Below are 19,839 nucleotides of genomic sequence, written 5' to 3'. Positions count from 1 at the left end.
GTGCGGTAGAAAAGTCGCGCCACTGCAACGATTCTACAATGGAGCGAAACCGCCGCGACAAAAAAAAGCCCAGCTCGCGCTGGGCTCCCAAAGTCCAATAGAGTCATGTACCAAGGGCTTTATTTTCCCAAAGCGGCGACTCGATGGCTCAAGCGAGAAACCTTTCGCGAGGCCGTGTTCTTATGGACAATTCCTTTTTGCGCGGCGCGCATCAAAAGCGGCTCCGCCGCGTGCAGCGCAGCAGCCGCCGCTGCGGAATCGCCCGACGCGATCGCCTCTTCGACCTTGCGAACATAGGTCCTCATTTGGCTCCGGCGCGCCTTGTTGATCTTTGTGCGCCGTTCGATCTTACGGACGGCCTTCTTGGCCGAAGGAGTATTCGCCATCTACGCTATGTTCCTGGATTTTCGCATCGCATTCTGCGTCGCTCGTCGTCGACGGCCATGCCTTGCTGGAAGAGCCGCGCTTATACACATGAACGCTCGGCTGCGTCAATGGTCGGCGCAGGCTGCGCCATTGCAATGGAGATCGCCCTGCGACGCTCCGACGCGACGCTATTTGGTGCCGAACATCCGATCGCCCGCGTCGCCGAGCCCGGGCACGATATAGCCATGCGCGTTCAGCCTTTCGTCGATTGCTGCGGTCCAGATCTCGACGTCCGGATGCGCGCCGCGAAGCTTGGCCACCCCTTCCGGCGCGGCGAGAAGGCAGACGAACCGAATGTCCTTGGCGCCGCGCTTCTTCAAGCCGGCTATGGCGGCCGAGGCGGAATTGCCGGTCGCCAGCATCGGGTCCATCAGGATGACGAGCCTCTCGGGGAGATCCTGCGGAGTCTTGAAATAATATTCCACGGCCTCCAGCGTCTTCGGATCGCGATAAAGGCCGATATGCGCGACCCGCGCGGAGGGCACGAGATCCAGCATTCCGTCAAGAAAGCCCGCGCCAGCGCGCAGGATGGGCGCAAAAATCAGCTTCTTGCCTGAGATCACCGGCGCCATCATCTTCGCCACAGGCGTCTCGACCTCGATCATCTCGAGCGGCAGATCGCGCGTGACTTCGTAGCAAAGCAACATTCCGATCTCGTTGAGGAGTTGCCGGAAGCTCTTCGTCGACTGTTTGCCGTCTCGCATCAAGGTGAGCTTATGCTGCACCAGAGGATGGCCGATGACGTGAACTCCTTCCGGCGCGTCGTCCGCCATGTCCTGCTCCTGTCGGCCGCTATAAAAAGGACGAGCCTTGCGCCGTCGCAGGCAGGCCCAGATGCGCGGCGAGGCTCGCGCCGATGTCTGCGAAGCTTTCCCGTCGCCCGATCGCTCGACCCGGGACTCCGGGTCCGAACGCCAAAATCGGCGCATGCTCGCGCGTATGGTCACAACCGGACCAAGTCGGGTCCGTTCCGTGATCGGCGCTGATGACGGCGAGATCGCCGGGCTGCATGGCGGCGAGAAGCTCCGGCAGGCGGGCGTCGAAACGCTCGAGGCAACGGGCGTAGCCGGCAATATCCCGCCTATGGCCGAACTCGGTGTCGAGATCGACGAAATTGGTGAAAATCAAGCCGCCGTCCGGAAGCGCGCGCAGCGATTCGAGCGTTGCGTCGAAATGCGCCATGTCACTGTCGCGCTTCACCTCTCGGCCCGTGAAGCAATGGGCGAAAATGTCCCCGACCTTGCCGATCGAAACGATCTCGTGGCCGGCATGCACAAGCCTTTCGAGAAGATTGCCCAACGGCGGCGGAATCGCAAAATCCTTACGGCGAGGCGTGCGCTCGAACCCTTTGTCCGCATCCCCGAGGAAGGGCCGCGCGATAACGCGCCCGACATTCAACGGATCGCAAAGGCGGCGCGCGATCCGGCAAAGCGCATAGAGCCGCTCGAGCCCAAACGCGTCTTCATGCGCGGCGATCTGAAAGACCGAGTCGGCCGAGGTATAGCAAATCGGCGCTCCGGTCCGCAGATGCTCCGCGCCCAGCCTCTCGATAATCTCGACGCCCGACGCGTGACAATTGCCGAGAACGCCAGGAATTCCGCTTTCGGCGATCAGCGCCTCGGTCAGCCCAGGCGGAAAGCAGGGGTCTGTCCTCGGAAAGAAGAAGAACGCCTTAGCCGCCGGCGCTCCCGCCATTTCCCAGTGGCCGGCCGGCGTGTCCTTTCCGTGCGCGCGTTCGACCGCGTAGCCCCAAAGAGCTCCCGGCGCCCGCGGCCTGGAAAACCCCTCGGGCCAGGCTCCGCTCGACGCTTCGATGACAAGGCCAAGCCCCAGAGCGTCGAGATTGGGCGCGCGCAAGGCGCCACTACGGAAACCTTCGCGATCCCCCCGCCCGCTGGCGCAGGCGCCGGCGAGATGTCCCAGCGTATTCGCCCCGGCGTCGCCATAGGCTGCGGCGTCTTCCGCGCCGCCGCAGCCGAGGGAGTCGAGGACCAGAACGATCGCGCGGGGCATGGACTTACTTCAACCGGTCAAGCGCTCGAAACGGCGCCGGCCTCGGCCTTGATCTCGAAGGCGGCGGCGAATAGCGCTTTCGTATAGTCGCTGCGCGGCGCGGCGAGAAGCGCGGCCGCCGGGCCCGCCTCAACGACTTTGCCTTGACGCATCACGATGATCTCGCTCGCCAAGGCGCGCACGACCTTGAGATCGTGACTGATGAAAAGATAAGCGAGTCCGCGGCGCTTTTGCAGATCGCGCAGGAGATCGACGATCTGCGCCTGCACAGACATATCGAGTGCGGACGTGGGCTCGTCGAGAACAATGAATTTGGGCTCGAGAACGATCGCCCGCGCGATCGCGATGCGTTGTCTCTGGCCGCCAGAAAACTCATGCGGATAGCGATCCATCGCGGACGGATCGAGACCCGTGTCGCTCAAAGCCTGCGCGACGATCTCGCGGCGCTCGGCGAATTTCAAGGCCGGATTTTGCACGCGAAGGCCTTCGGCGACAATGTCGCCTACGGAAAGGCGCGGCGAAAGCGACCCGTAGGGATCTTGAAACACAATCTGCATGTCGCGTCGGAGCGGCCGCATCGCCTTGAACTTCAATCCGTCGATCCGCCGCCCGAGAAAAACGACGCCGCCCTCGGAATGGATCAGGCGCAGTAAGGCGAGGCCGAGTGTGGTTTTTCCTGAACCCGATTCGCCGACGACGCCGACAGTCTCGCCTTCCCGCACGGTGAGCGAGACTCCGTCCACCGCTTTGACGAAACCGACGGTCTTGCGCAGAAAGCCGCGCTTGATCGGAAACCAGACGCGGACGTCCTCCGCGCTGAAGATCGGCTTGGCCGCGAGGTCGATTGCCGGCGGCGCCCCTTTCGGCTCCGCTGCGATGAGGGCTTGCGTATAGGGATGGCGCGGCGCGGCGAAGACTTCCGCGACGCTTCCCGCCTCGACGATCTTGCCCTTTTGCATCACCGCCACGTCATCCGCGATCTTGCGCACGATGCCGAGGTCATGGGTGATAAACAGCATGGCCATGCCATGACGCGCCTGCAGCTCCTTCAGGAGGTTCAGGATCTGCGCCTGCACAGTGACGTCAAGCGCGGTCGTCGGCTCATCCGCAATGAAAAGATCCGGACGATTGGCGAGCGCCATGGCGATCATGACTCTTTGGCGCTGACCGCCCGACAATTGATGCGGGAAGGCGCCGAGCCTTTGGCGCGGATCGGGAATGCCCACCTCCTCGAGCAACTCGACGATGCGCGCGCGGATTTTTTCCGCGCCGCGCGCGCCATGAAGCTCGAGGATTTCGCCAATCTGACGCTCAATCGGATGCAGAGGATTGAGCGAGGTCATCGGCTCCTGAAAGACCATGGTGATCTCGGCGCCGCGAATGGCCCGGAGCCGCGCGTCGCTACAGTTCAGAAGATTCTCGCCCTTGAACAGGACCTGGCCTTTCGGCAAGACGCCGGGCGCGAGGAGCCTCACGATTGAGAGGGCTGTCACCGATTTGCCCGAGCCGGATTCGCCGACCAGAGCGAGCGTGCGCCCGCGCTCCAGCGCGAAGGAGACGCCATCGACGGCAGGCGCCGCGGCAGCGCCCGGCTGGAAAGACACGGTGAGGTCGCGGACGTCGAGGAGGCTGGGTTCAGGCATGGAGAGGGGCGGCTTCCATTAAAAGTCGACGTCTAGGCAAAAATAGATCTTGAAAGGACCAAGCGCCGCCCCACGCCTATCGCAGCGTCTTCCTGGGGTCGAAAGCGTCGCGGACAGCCTCCCCGATAAAGACGAGCAGCGACAGCATCAGCGCGATGACGATGAAGCCGGTGAGCCCAAGCCAGGGCGCCTGAAGATTCGATTTACCTTGCAACAGAAGCTCGCCCAGCGAGGGCGAGCCCGGCGGCAGGCCGAAGCCCAAAAAGTCGAGCGCGGTCAGGGTCGTGATCGAGCCGTTGAGAACGAAAGGCAAGAAGGTCAGCGTCGCCACGGTCGCATTGGGCAGGACATGCTTGAGGATGATGGCGGCGTTGGTGAGGCCTAGCGCGCGGGCCGCGTTGACATATTCGAAATTGCGCGTGCGCAGGCATTCAGCGCGCACAACATGCACGAGTTGAACCCAGGAAAACAAAAGCAAGATGCCGAGAAGCACGAAGAAGCTCGGCGTGATGATCGAGGATATGATGATCAAAAGATAAAGATGCGGCAGCGATGACCAGATCTCGATGAAACGCTGAAAGACAAGATCGGTCCAGCCGCCGAAATAGCCCTGCACGGCTCCCGCCGCGATCCCGATGACGGAGGAGACCCCCGCCAGGGTTAGCCCGAAGAGCAGCGAAAGACGATAGCCGTAAATGAGTCTGGCGAGCACGTCTCGGCCCTGGTCGTCTGTGCCGAGCCAGTTCCACTCGATATCGGCGCAGCCGCCGTGATCGAGCTTTGCGAAGCGCTTCGCCGCGGCGGCGCATTGCGCGTCGGTCAACATCCAGGTCGGCGCCGAGGGCGCGGGCGTGGGCAAATGTCGGTTGATCGTCTTGTAGGAATAGCGGATTGGCGGCCAGATCATGAAGCCGTGCTCGCGGATCTCCTTGTCGATGACCTCGTCGCGATAATCGGTTCGGGCGAGAAATCCGCCGAATTTCTCCTCCGGGTAATCATGGAAAACCGGCGTCAAGATTTCGCCCTTGTAGACGACGAGAATCGGCCGGTCGTTGGCGATGAATTCGGCGAAGAGCGACAACACGAACAGGACCATGAAGATCCAGAATGACCACAAGCCGCGCTTATGGCTCTTGAAATTGGCCAAGCGGCGCTGGTTGATCGGGCTCAGGCGAAGCCAGCCCCGCGCCGGCTCGGAAGGCGCGACGCGCTTCACGGCGAGGCCAATGTCGGAGGCGGGCGCGCTCATGCCTCAGACCTCCCTGGTCTCAAAGTCGATGCGTGGGTCGATCCACATATAGGTGAGATCGGACAAGAGATTCACGACGAGCCCGAGCAAGGCGAAAATATAAAGATTGGCGAAAACGACCGGATAATCGCGATTGACGATCGATTCGAAAGAGAGGAGGCCGAGGCCGTCCAATGAAAAGATCGTCTCGATAAGGAGCGAGCCGCCGAAAAACGCCGTCACGAACGCGCCGGGAAAGCCGGCGACGACGATCATCATCGCGTTGCGGAACACATGGCCGTAGAGAACGCGGTTTTCCGCGAGGCCTTTCATGCGCGCGGTCTGAACATATTGCTTGCGAATCTCGTCGAGAAACGAGTTCTTGGTGAGAAAGGTCGAGGTGGCGAAAGCGCCGAGCGTCATGGATGTGACCGGCAACGCGATATGCCAGAAATAATCGACGACCTTGCCGAAAAGCGAAAGCTGCGGCCAATTCTCCGAAGTTAGCCCGCGCAGCGGGAAAATCTGCCAGAACGAGCCGCCGCAAAAAAGGACGATGAGAAGGATCGCGAAAAGAAAGCTCGGGATCGCATAGCCGATGATGACGACCGCCGAGGTCCAGACGTCGAAGCGCGTGCCGTCGCTCACCGCCTTCTTCACGCCGAGTGGAATTGAGATGGCGTAAGAGAGAAGGGTCATCCAGAGCCCGAGCGAGATCGAGACCGGGAGCTTCTCCTTGATGAGCCGCAGCACAGGCACGTCGCGGAAATAGGACCGTCCGAAATCAAAGGTCGCGTAGTTCTTGACCATTAAGAAGAATCGCTCATAGGCGGGCTTGTCGAATCCGAATTGCTTTTCGAGCTCGGCGATGAATTTCGGGTCGAGCCCCTGCGCGCCGCGATATTTCGAGGAGAAATCGCCGCCCCCCGACGCGCCCATTTCGCCTCCGCCGCCGAAATGGGCAGTGGCGCCGGAGTCGACGCCCTGCAATTGCGCCAGAATTCGCTCCACCGGCCCGCCCGGCGCGAATTGCACGATCGCGAAGGAGACGAGCAGGATTCCGAGGATCGTCGGAATCATCAAAAGGAGGCGGCGGGCGATATAGGCGAACATCAGGCGCCGTCAGCGGCTGACGAAATTGATGCGCTTGGCTTTATCTTCATCATACCACCAGGTCGAGACGACGCCGATCTCATATTTCGGGTTGCGGTCTGGGCGGCTGAAGACATCCCAATAGGCGACGAGATGATTGGGCTTGTTCCACATCGGGACCCAGGAATGTCCAGCCCGCAAAATGCGGTCGATGGCGCGGCAGATTGTGGTCAACTCTTCGCGGGTCTCGACGACGAGCGCCTTCTCGATCAAGGCGTCGACGACCTTATTGGAAATTCCGGACACATTGCGCGAGCCGGGCATTGTCGCCGCCTCCGAACCGAAGGTCCCCCGCATCCCTTCGCCGGGGGTGAGGCCGAGACCAAAGCGTGAGGTGACGACGTCATAGTCAAAGGCGTCGGTCCGCCGCTTATATTGCGCGGCGTCCACGACGCGATAGCGCGCGTCCACGCCGAGAAGCTTTAGATTCTTGATGAGCGGCGCGGTGTGCGGCTCTAGAGAATTGTCGAAATCGAGGAATTCGATTTCAAACGGCTTGCCGTCCGGCAGCGTCAAGACCGAGCCTTGACGCTTGCAGCCGGCCTCGGCGAAGAGCGCGCTGGCGCGGCGCAAAAGCTCGCGATCCTGCCCGGAGCCGTCCGATTTCGGCGGCGAATAGACCTCGTCGAACACCGCGGGCGCGAGTTCCGACCGATAGGGCTCGAGAAGCGCCAGTTCCTCCGGCGAAGGCTTTCCCTCCGCAGCCATGGGCGAATTCTGAAAGAAGGAGACGGTTCTGGAATAGACGCCATACATGATATTGGCGTTGGTCCATTCGAAATCGAAGGCGAGGCCAATCGCCTCGCGAATGCGGATATCCTTGAACTTGTCGCGCCGCATATTGAGGAACCAGCCCTGGGTGCCCATGGGCGATTCGTCGGGCAGGGTCTCACGCTTCACGCGACCGTCCTTGACGGCGGCAAAATCATAGCCGGTCGCCCAGACCGCCGAGGTGAACTCCTCCCGAAAGGTGAAGACTCCAGCCTTGAAAGCCTCGAAAGCCACTTTCCGATCGCCGAAATATTCGAACCGGATGCGGTCGAAATTGGCTTGCCCGCGATTCACCGGCAAATCCTTCGCCCAATAATTCGGCTCCCGCTCGAATGTGATGAAATGGCCTTGGTCGAAACGTCCGACGCGATAGGCGCTCGATCCGAGCGGCGGCTCGAGAGTCGTCTCGTCGAAGGGATGCGCCTTATAATAAGCGGCGCTGAAAATCGGTTGGCCGGCGACGATCAGAGCCGCCTCGCGGCTATGCCGCGGCTTTAGCCGGACGACGACCACGTCCTCCACCTCGGCTTCGGCGGAGTCCATGTCCCGTAGGGCTTGCCGGATCGACGGATGGCCCTTCGTCTTCAAAATATTCAAGGAGAAGGCGACGTCGCGCGCGGTCAGAGGCGAGCCGTCGTGGAAGCGCGCCTCCTTGCGCAACAGAAAACGATAAATGTTCTTATCGGGGGAGACGCGGACGGCGCGGGCGACCAACCCATAAAGGGAATCTGGCTCGTCCCCATGCCCCGTCATGAGCGTATCGAAAATAAGGCCCATTCCCGCGGCGCCGTCGCCCTTCAAGATATAGGCGTTCAAAGTGTTGAAAGTGCTGAAATTCTGGTTGCCGGAGATCGAGCTGACCTGGAGCGCGATCTCGCCGCCCTTCGGCGCCTGGGGATTGACATAGGCGAAATGATCGAAGTCGGGCGGAAGCGCGAGATCGCCAAAAATCGAGAGACCGTGGCTTTCGACCTCTTGAGCCGTCGCGGCTGCCCGGGCGAAGCCAGCGGGCGCGGCGAGGCTTCCAGCCAGGAGGCGAAGGAAGAAGCGGCGCGTGAAGGACGAGGGGAAAGGCAGGGATCGATTCGCTGTCAAATTTGCCTCGCGGCGCAAAATCGCCTTTCGGCGAAAGATAGGGACTCGGCGCGCCGGCTCCAGCTCGTGAATCGAGCGAGGAAATGTTGGAGTTCCGACCAGGACCGCAGGCTCTAGGCGTCATAATAGACGCGAAAACGCCGCACGGAAACCCGGCGGCGTTTCAACGCGCTCCCAAGAAGCGGAATATAGGGCCTATTTGCTGCGCCCGCGCTGCGGATGATCCGCCAGTCGGCGCAAATAATCGATCATATCCGCGCGCTTGGCGGCTTCGGCCTCGCTGGCCTGGGCGCCTCCATGCGGGCTCGCGAGATACTGATCGAGCTCATTCACGGTCCAACTAGCCTCTTGAGCCCGAAGCGAATTCGAATGCGCCAAACCGGCGACCGAGTTTTTCGGGCGATCAACGATCGCAAAGAGAGGCGGCCCAGCCTTGGCGACGACAGATTTTTCAACGGCGTCGCAAGAGGCGCAGCCCTTCTCCTCGGCATCAGCCTTTTTCTCCGGCGCCGTAAGCATTGCAGCAGGCTCGCTCGCCACGACGCTGCGCGACTCGCTCACAGCAGCGGCAGGCTCCGACGCCGCCGGCGTGGCCTCGGCGACGACCGGGGCCGGAGCGCTCGCATTCACATCGACGGGGCTCTTTTCCAGGACGACGACCGAATGAGTCGGCTTGGCGTGCATTCCATGGGCGAAAATGCGATTGGACACGCTGGTCAAAACCAGCGCGAAAAGAAGCGCGCCCAGCAAGCCGCCGGCCATTTTACCTGTCTCGATAAAGTAAGTTCCCATTGCCGCACCACATTTCATCGCTCTAACTCGACCTCCCGCCTTTGCGTCTGAGGCCGAGGCGCGCAGCGATTCACGAGCCCGAATCGATCGACGGCGCCCGTTACGCTGCAGCGCAACATCACATGCTCCTTAGATACATTGCATTGCAGCATAATTAAAGGGGGAATCGATGCTACTTTTTGTCGCCGCCTCCGCGCTGCAAGCTAAAAGCGCGCCAAAACGTTTCGGCGCCGCCCGGAACATGCCATAGCCATGCGCTCTCAAGCTTGCGCGAAAGGGTCCGCCAAACATGACCGCCAAAAAGATCGCCTATCAGGGCGAGCCGGGCGCAAATTCCGACATAGCCTGCCGAAACGCCTATCCGGATTGGCTCCCCCTGCCCTGCGCCACCTTCGAAGATGCCCTGACGGCGGTCATCGAAGGCGCGGCGCAGCTCGGAATGATCCCGATCGAGAACTCCATCGCCGGCCGGGTCGCGGATATTCATCATCTTTTGCCGAGCGCCGGGCTTTTCATCGTCGGCGAATATTTTCTGCCTATTCACTTTCAATTGCTCGGCCTCAAGGGCGCGCGGCTCGACGCCATAGCGTCCGTCCACAGCCATGTTCATGCGCTCGGCCAATGCCGCAAGATCGTTCGCAAGCTCGGCCTTTCGGCGCATGTGGCTGGCGATACAGCCGGCTCGGCGCGCGAAATCGTCGAAGCGGGCGATCCCACCAGGGCCTCGATCGCGACCAAGCTGGCGGCGGAGATTTATGATCTCGACGTGCTCGCCGCCGATATAGAGGACGAGCCGCACAACACGACCCGCTTCGTCGTGCTCTCGCCGACGGCCGTCTGGGCGCCGCGCGGCTTGCCGACAGTCACGAGCTTCGTTTTCAGGGTGCGCAACGTTCCGGCCGCCCTCTATAAGGCGCTCGGCGGCTTCGCCACGAACGGCGTGAACATGACCAAGCTCGAAAGCTATATGGTCGAAGGGGAATTCACCGCAACCCAGTTTCTGGCCGACGTCGACGGCCATCCGGAGGACCCGGCGCTCGCCCTGGCGCTCGAGGAGCTGGCGTTTTTCTGCAAGGAGCTGAAAATTCTCGGGGTCTATCCGGCGCATCCTTTTCGGATCGACAGCCAGATGGGCGCGCGGCGGGCGTGATCGCCGGCAGGTTCAAACGCGCAAAGCCAAGAGGCGCAGCTATCGCGCCGCGCTCGCCAGTCTCGACCAATTCGGCCAGCCCATGGCGCTCAATTGGCTGAGCGTCACCAGCCTGGAGAGCTCGCGTTTGGCGAAGACGCGCTCCCAGCTGCGATTGATTCGCTGGATCCGGCTCAGTCCATCGACGTCGACGCGCTCCGCCGCCGGAACAGGGCCCGGAGCGAGAGACGCAAGTCGCGCCGTCAGGCTCTCCGCATCCGCCAGAAGGCGGTCGAGGGCGAAAATCACGCTATTCTCGTCGATCGAATCGAGCTTGAGGCCCTGCCGCACCGTTTCGAGCAGCGCATTCGCCGAAGCGGCGATCGCGTCATACCTCCTCCGCTCCTCGGGCCATTCTCCGTCCGGTTCAGCCGAAGTCAGGCCGAAAACCGACGCGGCTATGGCGAGGCGGCGCGCCTCCAGCCCATCGAGTCGCATCTTGATCCGCCAAGGCAATATATCGCCTCGCACCCGGAGCACGAGATCCGGGCAAAAGAACCAGATCAGGACGACCGACAGGCCGAGGGCGAGAGCCAGATAATCGAACAGATGGACATCGGGGTTGGCGATTTCCTTGGTGTAATCGGCGTCGGCTTGAGCCCGCTCGAGCTCGGTTTCGGACGGCTCGTCGGCATAAGCGACGATGAGCGCTTGGCGGCCCGCGTCGGACGCCGCCGCCGGCTTCACATTGGCGAAGCCGGTGAAGGCCGCGATCAAGAAGACCGAGAGAAAAAGAGGACAAACCGCGAGAACCTGCGCCAGCGCGCGGCCGCACCTCGATCGGCGCGCCCAAGTATCGGCGGCTCCGTCGCCTAAATTCGCGATAATGCCGCGCCGAGATCGCTTTAAGCCGGTTCGTAGCGACACGCGGACTCTCCCTGGGACATTCTTGATCTTTGTCCTCTCAACTCGATGCGTGCAGGAACACCGTCCGCATCAGGAGCCAATAGCCGCCGAGGAGCGCTATGATGATGGAGGCCCCATAAACAAGCCTCGGGCTTCGCTTTCCCCCCGTCAAGCGGTCGATCGCGAGGAGCGCAGGGACGACGATGAGGACAATGCCTATTTGCCCGAGTTCCACCCCAATATTGAAGCTGGCCAAAGCGGGCGCGATTGCATTGCGCGGAACGCCAAGCTCGAGAAGACCGCTGGCGAAGCCAAATCCGTGAATGAAGCCGAAAAGAAAAGTCACCATCCAACGATTATCGACATTGCGCGAGAAGAAGTTTTCTACGGCGACGAAGATGATCGAGAATGCGATGGCGGCCTCGATGGGCGCGGCCGGAAGGCGCGCAATGCCGAGCACGGCCAGCGACAAAGTCACCGAGTGGGACACGGTGAAAGCAGTGACGATCTTGACGACGGGCCAGACCCGGCGCGCCCAGAGCACGACGGCGAGCAGGAACGCGATGTGATCGTATCCGGTGAGAATATGCTCGACGCCGGCGTAAAGATACCGTCCCGCCAGCTGCCAAACGCTCGCCGGAGGCGCGGAAAGATCGAAGCGGGCGTTGCTCTGATCGACGACCGACTGCGACGCGTTCGCGCCTTCGCCGATGAAAGTATGTTGCCTCGCCCTTGATCCCGCGACCTCCAAGAGCGGCTGGGCGTTATAGAAAATATTGCCTTGGACGTCGCTGCAATCGAAGGTCATGACGATGCGCGCGCCGTCTGCGCTTTCGGGATCTTCGCCGGCGGAATCGACCGAGCCGCGGCATTTCTTGCCGTCGGCGCCTTCGAGATCGACGCGCTTGAGAATGAACAGGCCGATCGCCTTCTCGAGCGCGCCCGGCGCGGAAAGGTCGGACGCTTGATCCTCGGTGGAGAACATGCGTTCGAGGTCGGTCGCGAGCAATGCGACGTCGACGCTATAGAGGCGGTCGCCCTTCGGAACGATCCGCGCCGTCGAAATGTCGGCGGTGTGGGCCGCCGCGGGAAGAGCAGCCGCAAAAAGCAGGAAGACCAGCGCGGCCAGCACAGCGCCGCCTCGCGCTAAAATTGGATTTCCATTGAGCGCCGTCCAATTGAAGCCGGCCGTCGAGCGCCTCGATGCTTCGGCCATCCCGGCCTGCGGTGACGACGATCCCGCGCGACGGGAATCGCCCGCCGCCATGCGAACAGTCCACATTCTCAGCCTATCCTCCCCAAAACCCGAGCCTCTCGCTCTGGCGGCGCTGGCGTCCAGCCTCGATTGAAGGGACGTCCTCTTTCGGCGTTTTTTGCCACGCTGAAGATCAGAAAGATAGTATCTCGTCGTCCAAGGCGCAGCTTGCGCTTAACATCGGGTCGGGCGTCCCACATCGCTCGAAAGCGGACGGACAAAGACCGCTTCCAACCCGCGATGACTCACTAAGGTCTTGCTCTCCATATGTTGCAGATTCGCAACATATATGGGCTTTATATGATCATTTTAATTTTTGATCTTACAGCATGCGGGAGCTTCCCTTAACTTCAGGCGCAATCGAAAGGGCTTGGCGCGCCTAAGCGATAAAATGGAAAGCTCGGGGAGAGGGCTGCATGCCGCAGCAGAGAAAAGGCGTCGATCGGGCGGACATGCGGCAAATCAAGAAAATCGCCATGGCCAGCGGATCGGCTGTCGCCTTGATGATTGCTCTCACCTTCGGCGCGCGCGCGGAGACGGACCAACCAACGGCTAAAACCGACGCACAACCAGCTGAACAAGGGGCCGTCGCGCTCGCCCCGATCGACGTGGAAACCGCATCCAACGCGCCAAACCCAGAACCGTATACATTTCCGAACTTTGCGGGAAATCCATCGACGAGCGCGGGAACAGGGACTCCCGCCGACATGAACGACGCAGCGAGCGCGTTCACCGTCTCAGGCCAAGAAGTCAACCAACGCATTTTCTCGCGGCCCGCCGAAGCGCTCGAGATCGTGCCCGGGCTCGTCATCACGCAGCACAGCGGCGACGGCAAGGCGAACCAATATTTCCTGCGCGGCTTCAACCTCGACCACGGAACCGATCTCGCCATCTATCTCGACGGCATGCCGATGAACATGCCGACCCACGCGCATGGTCAGGGCTATTCCGATCTGAACATGCTGATCCCGGAGCTCATCAGCTCGGTGGACATCAAGAAAGGCCCATATTTCGCGGACCAGGGCGATTTCGCCTCGGCCGGCTCGGTTCATATCAATCTCCTCGACAGTTTCGACGGCCAATATGCGAAAGCGACGCTCGGCAGCTTCGACTATTTGCGTTATTTGGGCTTTGGCTCGATCAAAACCGGCGAAGGCAATATTCTCTACGCCGCAGAAATCGGATCCTATAACGGCCCATGGGCCTATCCCGATGACTTGAAAAAGCTGAATGGCGTTTTGCGCTACAGTCAGGGCACCGCGCTCAACGGCTTTTCCATCACCGGAATGGCCTATGGCAATCACTGGAACTCGACCGATCAAATCCCCGAGCGCGCGGTCAGCGAGGTCGGCCTCTTCGGCTCCCTGAACCCGACTGACGGCGGCAATACGGAGCGCTTTTCGCTTTCCACCCAATGGGCGAAGACCGAAGGTGGCAACGCCTGGCAAGCCAACGCCTTCGTGGTCAGAAGCGGGCTCAATCTCTGGAACGATTTCACCTATTTCCTCCAAAATCCCGTCCAAGGCGACCAGTTTCATCAGCACGAGACCCGCACCTTCGGCGGGGCGAACGCCTCCTATACATTGACCAACACGATCGCCGGAATTCCGACGGAAACGGAGTTCGGCGTGCAAACGCGGTTCGACGCGATCAATCTGCTCCTGACCGACACGCAAAACCGGCAATATCTTTCTACAATCCGAAAAGATTACGTGAAGGAAGGCAACATCAGCCTCTTTGCTCAGCAAACCTATCATTGGAGCGACTGGGCCAAGATGATCGTCGGGATTCGCGGCGATCTCTACGCCGGCTCCGTCAACGCCGTGTCCCAACCTCAGAATTCCGGCAATGCCGTCGCCTTCGTTCCGGGACCAAAAGGCAGCCTGATCCTCGGCCCGTTCAACAAGACCGAGTTCTACATGGATATTGGCCAGGGCTTCCACAGCAACGACCTGCGCGGCGTCACCGTAAAGGTCGAGCCCACAGACCCGATCAACAGGCTTCAGCCAGCGACCTTCCTGACGCCGACGCAAGGCGCGGAAATCGGCGTCCGGACCAAGGCGATAGAGGGGCTGAATAGCTCGATAGCGCTGTTTGGCCTCGACGCCGCCTCAGAGAATATTTTTTCTGGCGACGCGGGAGACACCCAGCCGAGCCGATCGACCCGCCGCATCGGCATCGAATTGACCAATGATTACCGACCCATATCCTGGCTCGATATCGAAGCCGACGCCACCTTTGCGCGCGCGCGCTTTCTCGGCTACGACTACGCGCAGGCGGCGACTTACTACTCGCTCACCGGCTACCCTCAAGCGCAAATCGGCAATGCGCCAGGCAATTACATCCCCGGCGCGCCCGCCTTCATCGGCACGTTGAACGTCCAGATCGGCGAAAAGACCGGATGGTTCGGTGGGCTCGGCTATCGTTACTTCGGGACACGGCCCTTGACCGAGGACAATGCTTTTAGATCGCCCGCGACGGGGCTCCTCAACGCGCGAGTCGGATATAATTTTGACAATGGCTGGCGAATCCAGCTCGACGCCTTCAACATCACGAACAGCCGGTCGGACCAGATAACCTACGCCTATGGCTCGCTGCTGAAGACGGACTCGCTTTACAACGCCTGCAACAGCTCGACGCCGCCGCCGACCTCGGTTTGCCAGAACGGCGTCATGGACCGCGTCCTTCACCCGGTCGAGCCTCTGGCTTTTCGCTTGACGCTTCTCGGCAAGTTCTAAAGGACCGTTTAAATACGCCGCTCGCCTATGAGGGCTTTTGCAGGCGCCGGGCCTTCTCAACCGCGCACTAAGCCCCGGATATATGCTTACCCCGCATGACGCACATGTATATGCGCATGGCTCTTTGCATGGTCTTCGCCATGGGCGTGGGTCTCCTCGTGAACTTCCACCGGCACAACCACGAGACGGCCATGCCGTACGCCGCGCTCGGCGATGAGATGCTCGGCAAACTGTCGAACGGTCCCCGTCACGCCGCGCAGGAGCGCGACCTCCATGCAACTCGCATGATCGAGACGAATCTGCGTCGAGGCGACTGAAAGGTCGTGATGCGCATGGTGGGCGTCAGCGAGACGCTTAGCGAGCTCTCGCACCGTGTGATCATAGACATAGACCAGCGCGGCGACGCATTCGCCGGCTTCGCTCGATTCCACGCCAGCCTGCTGCATCCCTGCGCGCGCCAGATCGCGCATGGCCTCCGAACGGTTGTGATAGCCACGTCCGCTCATAAAGCGGTCAAGTTCGGCGATGAGCTCATCGTCGAGCGTGACGGTCACCCGCTGCATAGAATTAAGCCCCCCTCTTTGGCCTCCGGCCGCTTTCGTCGTCAGCCGCATTCGCCGCGCGTGAAGAGGCGGCCAAATCGCCTGATTGCGAGCAGCATTCAGATGGAAAATCAATTCCGCCTGTTCCGCTATCAGGCCTAGCATAAATAGACGGATGTTGTCGTCCGGCGAGCGATCAATACGGCGGAAATTCTCTATTTCAGCGGTCGCTGTGATCCACGATCAACTATTCGAGCAGCATCAGAAGATCCCTGGCGTCGATTTGCTGGCCCGGCGCGACGAGAATTTCGGAAATCTTGCCGTCGCGCGGCGCATGTAGCGCGGTCTCCATTTTCATCGCCTCGAGCGTCGCGACAATGTCGCCGGCCTTCACCTCCTGGCCCTGGCGCACGGCGATCGTCGACACCGCGCCCGGCATCGGGGCCCCGACATGAGATTCATTGCCCTCCTCGGCCTTTCTCCGCGTAACAAGCTTCACCGCCGCGCCGCGATTTTGCGTACGGATAAGCCGCGGTTGACCATTGAGCTCAAAGAAGACTTTGACCTGTCCGTCCTCGTCCGTATCGCCGATGGTTTGCAGAAGCAGGACAAGCGTCTTTCCAGGCTCGATCTCGATCGAGATTTCGTCTCCCGGCTGCATCCCATAGAAAAACACAGGCGTCGGCAAGACGGAGACAGGGCCGTAGCGGCGCAAGGTGGCCGAAAATTCCGTGAACACTTTCGGATACATCAGCCAGGAGGCGAATTCGTCGTCGCTGATCTGGCGGCCGCTGGATTTCTCCGCCTCCGCGCGCGCCGCTGCAAGATCCGTCGTCGGCAACAACGAGCCGGGCCGCGCATCGATCGCCTTCTCGCCCTTCAGGGCCTTGGCCTGCAGCGCCTTGGGCCAACCTCCTGGCGGCTGACCGAGATCGCCCTTCAACATTTCAACGACGGAGGTCGGAAAAGCGATCTCGCGTCTGGGATCGAGCACGTCTTCCGGCGTCAAATTTTGCGCCACCATCATCAAAGCCATATCGCCGACGACCTTGGAGGACGGCGTCACTTTGACGATGTCCCCGAACAGATCATTGGCAGCGCGATAGGCCTTCGCCACCTCGTGCCATCGCGTCTCGAGGCCAAGGCCGCGCGCCTGCTCGCGCAGATTGGTGAACTGCCCGCCCGGCATCTCATGGAGATAAACCTCCGACGTCCCGGCCTTGAGATCGCTCTCGAACGCCGCATATTGCGCCCGCGCCGCCTCCCAATAGAAACTGAGCTGGCGGATGGCTTCCGGGTCCAGTCCCGTATCGCGGGGGCTGTTGCGCACGGCGGCGGCGATTGAGCCGAGGCAGGGCTGCGAGGTCATCCCGGACATGGAATCGATCGCCGCATCGACGGCGTCGACGCCGGCGTCAATGGCGGCGAGCACAGTCGCCGCCGAAATTCCCGACGTGTCATGCGTGTGCAGATGCAGGGGCAAGCCGACGGATTCGCGCAAGGCCTTGACGAGAACGCGGGCGGCGGCGGGCATCAACAGGCCAGCCATGTCCTTGATCGCGAGAATATGGCAACCGGCGCGCTCGAGCTCCTTCGCGACGCCGACATAATAATCTAGTGAGAATTTCGCCCGCGTAGGGTCGAGAATGTCTCCGGTGTAGCAGATCGCGCCTTCGGCGAGTTTCCCAGTCTCACATACGGCGTCGATGGCGACGCGCATGTTCTCGACCCAATTGAGGCAGTCGAAAATACGGAAAAGATCGATTCCAGCGGCCGCGCGTCGGACGAAATAGGTGACGACATTATCGGGATAATTCGTGTAGCCGACGCCATTCGCGCCGCGCAACAGCATTTGCGTCAGGAGATTAGGCGCGCGCTCGCGCACAAGGGCGAGCCGCTCCCACGGATCTTCCGAGAGGAAGCGCATGGCGACGTCGAAAGTCGCGCCGCCCCAGCATTCGAGCGACAGAAGCTGCGGCAGGCCCTTCGCATAGGCCTCGGCCGCCGCGGCTATATCCTTCGTGCGCATGCGGGTCGCGATCAGGGACTGATGCGCATCGCGCATTGTCGTATCGGTGACGAGGACGCGTTCCTCGGCGCGCATCCATTCCGCGAATTTTTTCGCGCCGAGCGCCTCGAAGCGCTGGCGCGCGCCCGAGGGCGCCGCCGCGGCGGCGAAGCGCGGCGGAACCGGGATTCGCGCCGTCGCCGGCGGGCGCGCCCTTCCGCGGGTCTCTGGATGGCCATTGACCGTGACGTCGGCGATCCATGTCAGCAGCTTGGTCGCGCGATCCTTGCGCTTCTTGAAATCGAACAGCGACGGCGTCTCGTCGATGAAGCGGGTTGTATAATCATTGGCGATGAAGCGCGGATGATTGATGATGTTGTGTAAAAAGGCCAGATTGGTCGCGACGCCGCGGATGCGATATTCGAGCAGAGCGCGATCCATCCGGCGGATCGCCTCCTCCGGCGTGGCGGCCCAAGCCGTCACTTTTTCGAGCAACGGATCATAATAGCGGGTGACGATCGCACCCGAATAGGCCGTCCCTCCGTCGACGCGGATGCCGAAGCCCATCGCGCCTCGATAAGCGGTGATGCGGCCGTAATCCGGGATGAAATTATTCTCCGGATTTTCGGTCGTGATCCGACATTGCAAGGCGTGGCCGGAAAGCCGAATCTCTTCTTGCCTAGGTATGCCGGTTTCCTCGATCCGTCCGATGCGCTTGCCTTCTGCGATCCGGATCTGCGCCTTCACGATATCGAGCCCGGTGACGACCTCCGTGACCGTATGCTCGACCTGAATGCGAGGGTTGACCTCAATGAAATAAAAGCCGCCGGATTCGGCGTCGAGCAAGAATTCGACAGTGCCCGCCCCGACATAGCCTGTCGCCCGGCCGATCTTGAGCGCCGCCTCGCAGAGAGCGCCGCGCGTCGCCTCATCGAGATAGGGCGCCGGCGCGCGCTCGACGACCTTCTGGTTGCGCCGTTGAATGGAACAATCGCGCTCGAAAAGATGGACGAGCTCGCCATGGGCGTCGCCGAGAATTTGAACCTCGACATGGCGCGCACGACGAACCAGCTTTTCGAGGTAGACCTCGTCCTTGCCAAAAGCGCTTTTCGCCTCGCGTTTCGCGCTGGTCACAGCCTCAAGAAGCTTGTCCTCGCTCTCGATCGGCCGCATTCCTCGACCGCCGCCGCCCCAGGACGCCTTCAGCATGACTGGATAGCCGATTTCCCGCGCGAGGCGCTTTACAGAGGCGGGATCATCTGGAAGCGGGGGCGTCGCCGGCATAACCGGCACGCCGCAGGAGACGGCGAGATTGCGCGCCGCGACCTTATTGCCCAAAGCGCGCATTGTCTGAGGCGACGGGCCGATAAAGACGATTCCTGCGGCGGCGCAGGCCTCGGCGAACTCGGGACTTTCGGAAAGAAAACCATAGCCCGGATGGATGGCGTCGACCTTCGCTTCCCGCGCAATATGGATGACGTCGTCAATGGCGAGATACGCCTCGAGCGGCCCCTTGCCGAATCCGATCTGATAGGCTTCATCCGCTTTGAAACGATGCAGCGAAAGCTTGTCCTCTTCCGCATAAATCGCCACAGTGCGAATACCCAATTCGGTCGCGGCCCTAAAAACGCGGATTGTGATCTCGGATCGATTTGCGACCAATAAACGGCGGATTCGGGCCATGGATGCTCGCTCTGGTCAAGATGATGAAATCTCGGTCGCGGACCGCCGCTTCCCATTTCGCTGCGCGATCTTCGCGTTTTGCCACTCTTTCACAAAGCAAAAACTGCACGACGCCACGAAGCGACGCCAGCACGGCCGGCCGCCCCTTCCCGGCGCGGATCAAACGATCTAGGCAAATTTGTCGCCAGCGCTGATGTAAGCAGGTTGCAAATGAACCGATCGAGTTTTTTCGACATCTAAACATCGAGCACATCCGATGTCTCATGACGACTTACTCCAATTTAGTGAACTGGAGCTCGTTCCGTATGATTTGGTCCGACGGGATCGCGATCGGATTCCTGCGCAACCAGCCGCTTTCATCCTAAGCGTAACCAATAGCGCAAAAGCGAACTTTTAGCGACCGAGTTGACGCCCCCTCTGAGAGAGGCGTCGCAAGGGAACAGACGCCTGCAAGAAAG

14 protein-coding genes are annotated in these 19,839 nt (G+C 61.1%); 2 read left to right on the top strand and 12 right to left on the bottom strand.

Annotated elements, in window-relative coordinates:
- Positions 1 to 119: 119 nt before the first annotated feature.
- The 8 genes from rpsT to METAC_RS0121455 form a co-directional block, all read right to left on the bottom strand.
- Entirely contained in the window at positions 120 to 386 is a 267-nt protein-coding gene (gene rpsT / locus METAC_RS0121490; RefSeq protein ID WP_026608602.1) for a 30S ribosomal protein S20, read from the bottom strand.
- A gap of 168 nt (positions 387 to 554) precedes the next feature.
- Complete coding sequence (gene upp, locus METAC_RS0121485) at positions 555 to 1,199, bottom strand: uracil phosphoribosyltransferase (protein ID WP_026608601.1); 645 nt, start codon at positions 1,197 to 1,199, stop codon at positions 555 to 557.
- Positions 1,200 to 1,218: 19 nt separating this feature from the next.
- Positions 1,219 to 2,439, bottom strand: coding sequence for a phosphopentomutase (locus METAC_RS0121480; RefSeq protein ID WP_026608600.1), 1,221 nt, complete (start codon positions 2,437 to 2,439; stop codon positions 1,219 to 1,221).
- Between the two features lie 17 nt (positions 2,440 to 2,456).
- Positions 2,457 to 4,082, bottom strand: coding sequence for an ABC transporter ATP-binding protein (locus METAC_RS0121475; protein WP_026608599.1), 1,626 nt, complete (start codon positions 4,080 to 4,082; stop codon positions 2,457 to 2,459).
- Between the two features lie 76 nt (positions 4,083 to 4,158).
- Positions 4,159 to 5,331 carry an ABC transporter permease gene (locus METAC_RS0121470; protein WP_026608598.1) on the bottom strand — a complete coding sequence of 391 codons (1,173 nt, stop codon included), beginning with the start codon at positions 5,329 to 5,331 and terminating at the stop codon, positions 4,159 to 4,161.
- 3 nt (positions 5,332 to 5,334) lie between these two features.
- Entirely contained in the window at positions 5,335 to 6,423 is a 1,089-nt protein-coding gene (locus METAC_RS0121465) for a microcin C ABC transporter permease YejB (protein WP_026608597.1), read from the bottom strand.
- A 9-nt stretch (positions 6,424 to 6,432) separates the two neighbouring features.
- Positions 6,433 to 8,328 carry an extracellular solute-binding protein gene (locus METAC_RS0121460; RefSeq protein ID WP_425338927.1) on the bottom strand — a complete coding sequence of 632 codons (1,896 nt, stop codon included), beginning with the start codon at positions 8,326 to 8,328 and terminating at the stop codon, positions 6,433 to 6,435.
- Between the two features lie 195 nt (positions 8,329 to 8,523).
- Positions 8,524 to 9,120 carry a c-type cytochrome gene (locus METAC_RS0121455; RefSeq protein ID WP_156898306.1) on the bottom strand — a complete coding sequence of 199 codons (597 nt, stop codon included), beginning with the start codon at positions 9,118 to 9,120 and terminating at the stop codon, positions 8,524 to 8,526.
- A gap of 289 nt (positions 9,121 to 9,409) precedes the next feature.
- Between METAC_RS0121455 and METAC_RS0121445 the strand changes: the two genes are divergently transcribed.
- Positions 9,410 to 10,270: a prephenate dehydratase gene (locus METAC_RS0121445; RefSeq protein WP_026608594.1), complete on the top strand. Its 861-nt coding sequence runs from the start codon at positions 9,410 to 9,412 to the stop codon at positions 10,268 to 10,270.
- 39 nt (positions 10,271 to 10,309) lie between these two features.
- On the opposite strand, the gene METAC_RS0121440 is transcribed toward METAC_RS0121445, so the two are convergent.
- Together METAC_RS0121440 and METAC_RS24900 are read right to left on the bottom strand one after the other, a co-directional pair.
- The gene (locus tag METAC_RS0121440; protein WP_026608593.1) at positions 10,310 to 11,176 is read right to left on the bottom strand and encodes a hypothetical protein; all 867 of its coding nucleotides are present in this window, start codon (positions 11,174 to 11,176) and stop codon (positions 10,310 to 10,312) included.
- A gap of 37 nt (positions 11,177 to 11,213) precedes the next feature.
- A complete protein-coding gene (locus METAC_RS24900) occupies positions 11,214 to 12,437 on the bottom strand; it encodes a HupE/UreJ family protein (RefSeq protein WP_245257539.1) in 1,224 nt (407 codons plus the stop codon).
- 389 nt (positions 12,438 to 12,826) lie between these two features.
- Here METAC_RS24900 and METAC_RS0121430 point away from each other — a divergent pair, with 389 nt between their 5' ends.
- Complete coding sequence (locus METAC_RS0121430) at positions 12,827 to 15,148, top strand: TonB-dependent receptor (protein WP_245257538.1); 2,322 nt, start codon at positions 12,827 to 12,829, stop codon at positions 15,146 to 15,148.
- 86 nt (positions 15,149 to 15,234) lie between these two features.
- Here the strand turns inward: METAC_RS0121430 and nikR are convergent, their stop codons facing one another.
- The gene (nikR, locus tag METAC_RS0121425; protein ID WP_026608591.1) at positions 15,235 to 15,711 is read right to left on the bottom strand and encodes a nickel-responsive transcriptional regulator NikR; all 477 of its coding nucleotides are present in this window, start codon (positions 15,709 to 15,711) and stop codon (positions 15,235 to 15,237) included.
- Between the two features lie 226 nt (positions 15,712 to 15,937).
- Positions 15,938 to 19,381 carry a pyruvate carboxylase gene (gene pyc / locus METAC_RS0121420; protein ID WP_026608590.1) on the bottom strand — a complete coding sequence of 1,148 codons (3,444 nt, stop codon included), beginning with the start codon at positions 19,379 to 19,381 and terminating at the stop codon, positions 15,938 to 15,940.
- Between the last annotated feature and the right edge of the window lie 458 nt (positions 19,382 to 19,839).

It is taken from the genome of Methylocapsa acidiphila B2 (assembly GCF_000427445.1).
Taxonomy (GTDB): Bacteria; Pseudomonadota; Alphaproteobacteria; order Rhizobiales; family Beijerinckiaceae; genus Methylocapsa; species Methylocapsa acidiphila.
The sequence above is the reverse complement of the archived record's forward strand: the minus strand, read 5'-3'. Positions and strand labels throughout refer to the sequence as shown.

Excerpts from the sequence above, each read along its gene's own strand:
- pyc (WP_026608590.1), bottom strand. The coding sequence starts at position 19,381 with ATGGCCCGAATCCGCCGTTTATTGGTCGCAAATCGATCCGAGATCACA.
- METAC_RS0121475 (WP_026608599.1), bottom strand. The coding sequence starts at position 4,082 with ATGCCTGAACCCAGCCTCCTCGACGTCCGCGACCTCACCGTGTCTTTC.
- METAC_RS0121465 (WP_026608597.1), bottom strand. The coding sequence starts at position 6,423 with ATGTTCGCCTATATCGCCCGCCGCCTCCTTTTGATGATTCCGACGATC.
- METAC_RS24900 (WP_245257539.1), bottom strand. The coding sequence starts at position 12,437 with ATGTGGACTGTTCGCATGGCGGCGGGCGATTCCCGTCGCGCGGGATCG.
- upp (WP_026608601.1), bottom strand. The coding sequence starts at position 1,199 with ATGGCGGACGACGCGCCGGAAGGAGTTCACGTCATCGGCCATCCTCTG.
- rpsT (WP_026608602.1), bottom strand. The coding sequence starts at position 386 with ATGGCGAATACTCCTTCGGCCAAGAAGGCCGTCCGTAAGATCGAACGG.
- METAC_RS0121455 (WP_156898306.1), bottom strand. The coding sequence starts at position 9,120 with ATGGGAACTTACTTTATCGAGACAGGTAAAATGGCCGGCGGCTTGCTG.
- nikR (WP_026608591.1), bottom strand. The coding sequence starts at position 15,711 with ATGCAGCGGGTGACCGTCACGCTCGACGATGAGCTCATCGCCGAACTT.
- METAC_RS0121445 (WP_026608594.1), top strand. The coding sequence starts at position 9,410 with ATGACCGCCAAAAAGATCGCCTATCAGGGCGAGCCGGGCGCAAATTCC.
- METAC_RS0121470 (WP_026608598.1), bottom strand. The coding sequence starts at position 5,331 with ATGAGCGCGCCCGCCTCCGACATTGGCCTCGCCGTGAAGCGCGTCGCG.
- METAC_RS0121480 (WP_026608600.1), bottom strand. The coding sequence starts at position 2,439 with ATGCCCCGCGCGATCGTTCTGGTCCTCGACTCCCTCGGCTGCGGCGGC.
- METAC_RS0121430 (WP_245257538.1), top strand. The coding sequence starts at position 12,827 with ATGCCGCAGCAGAGAAAAGGCGTCGATCGGGCGGACATGCGGCAAATC.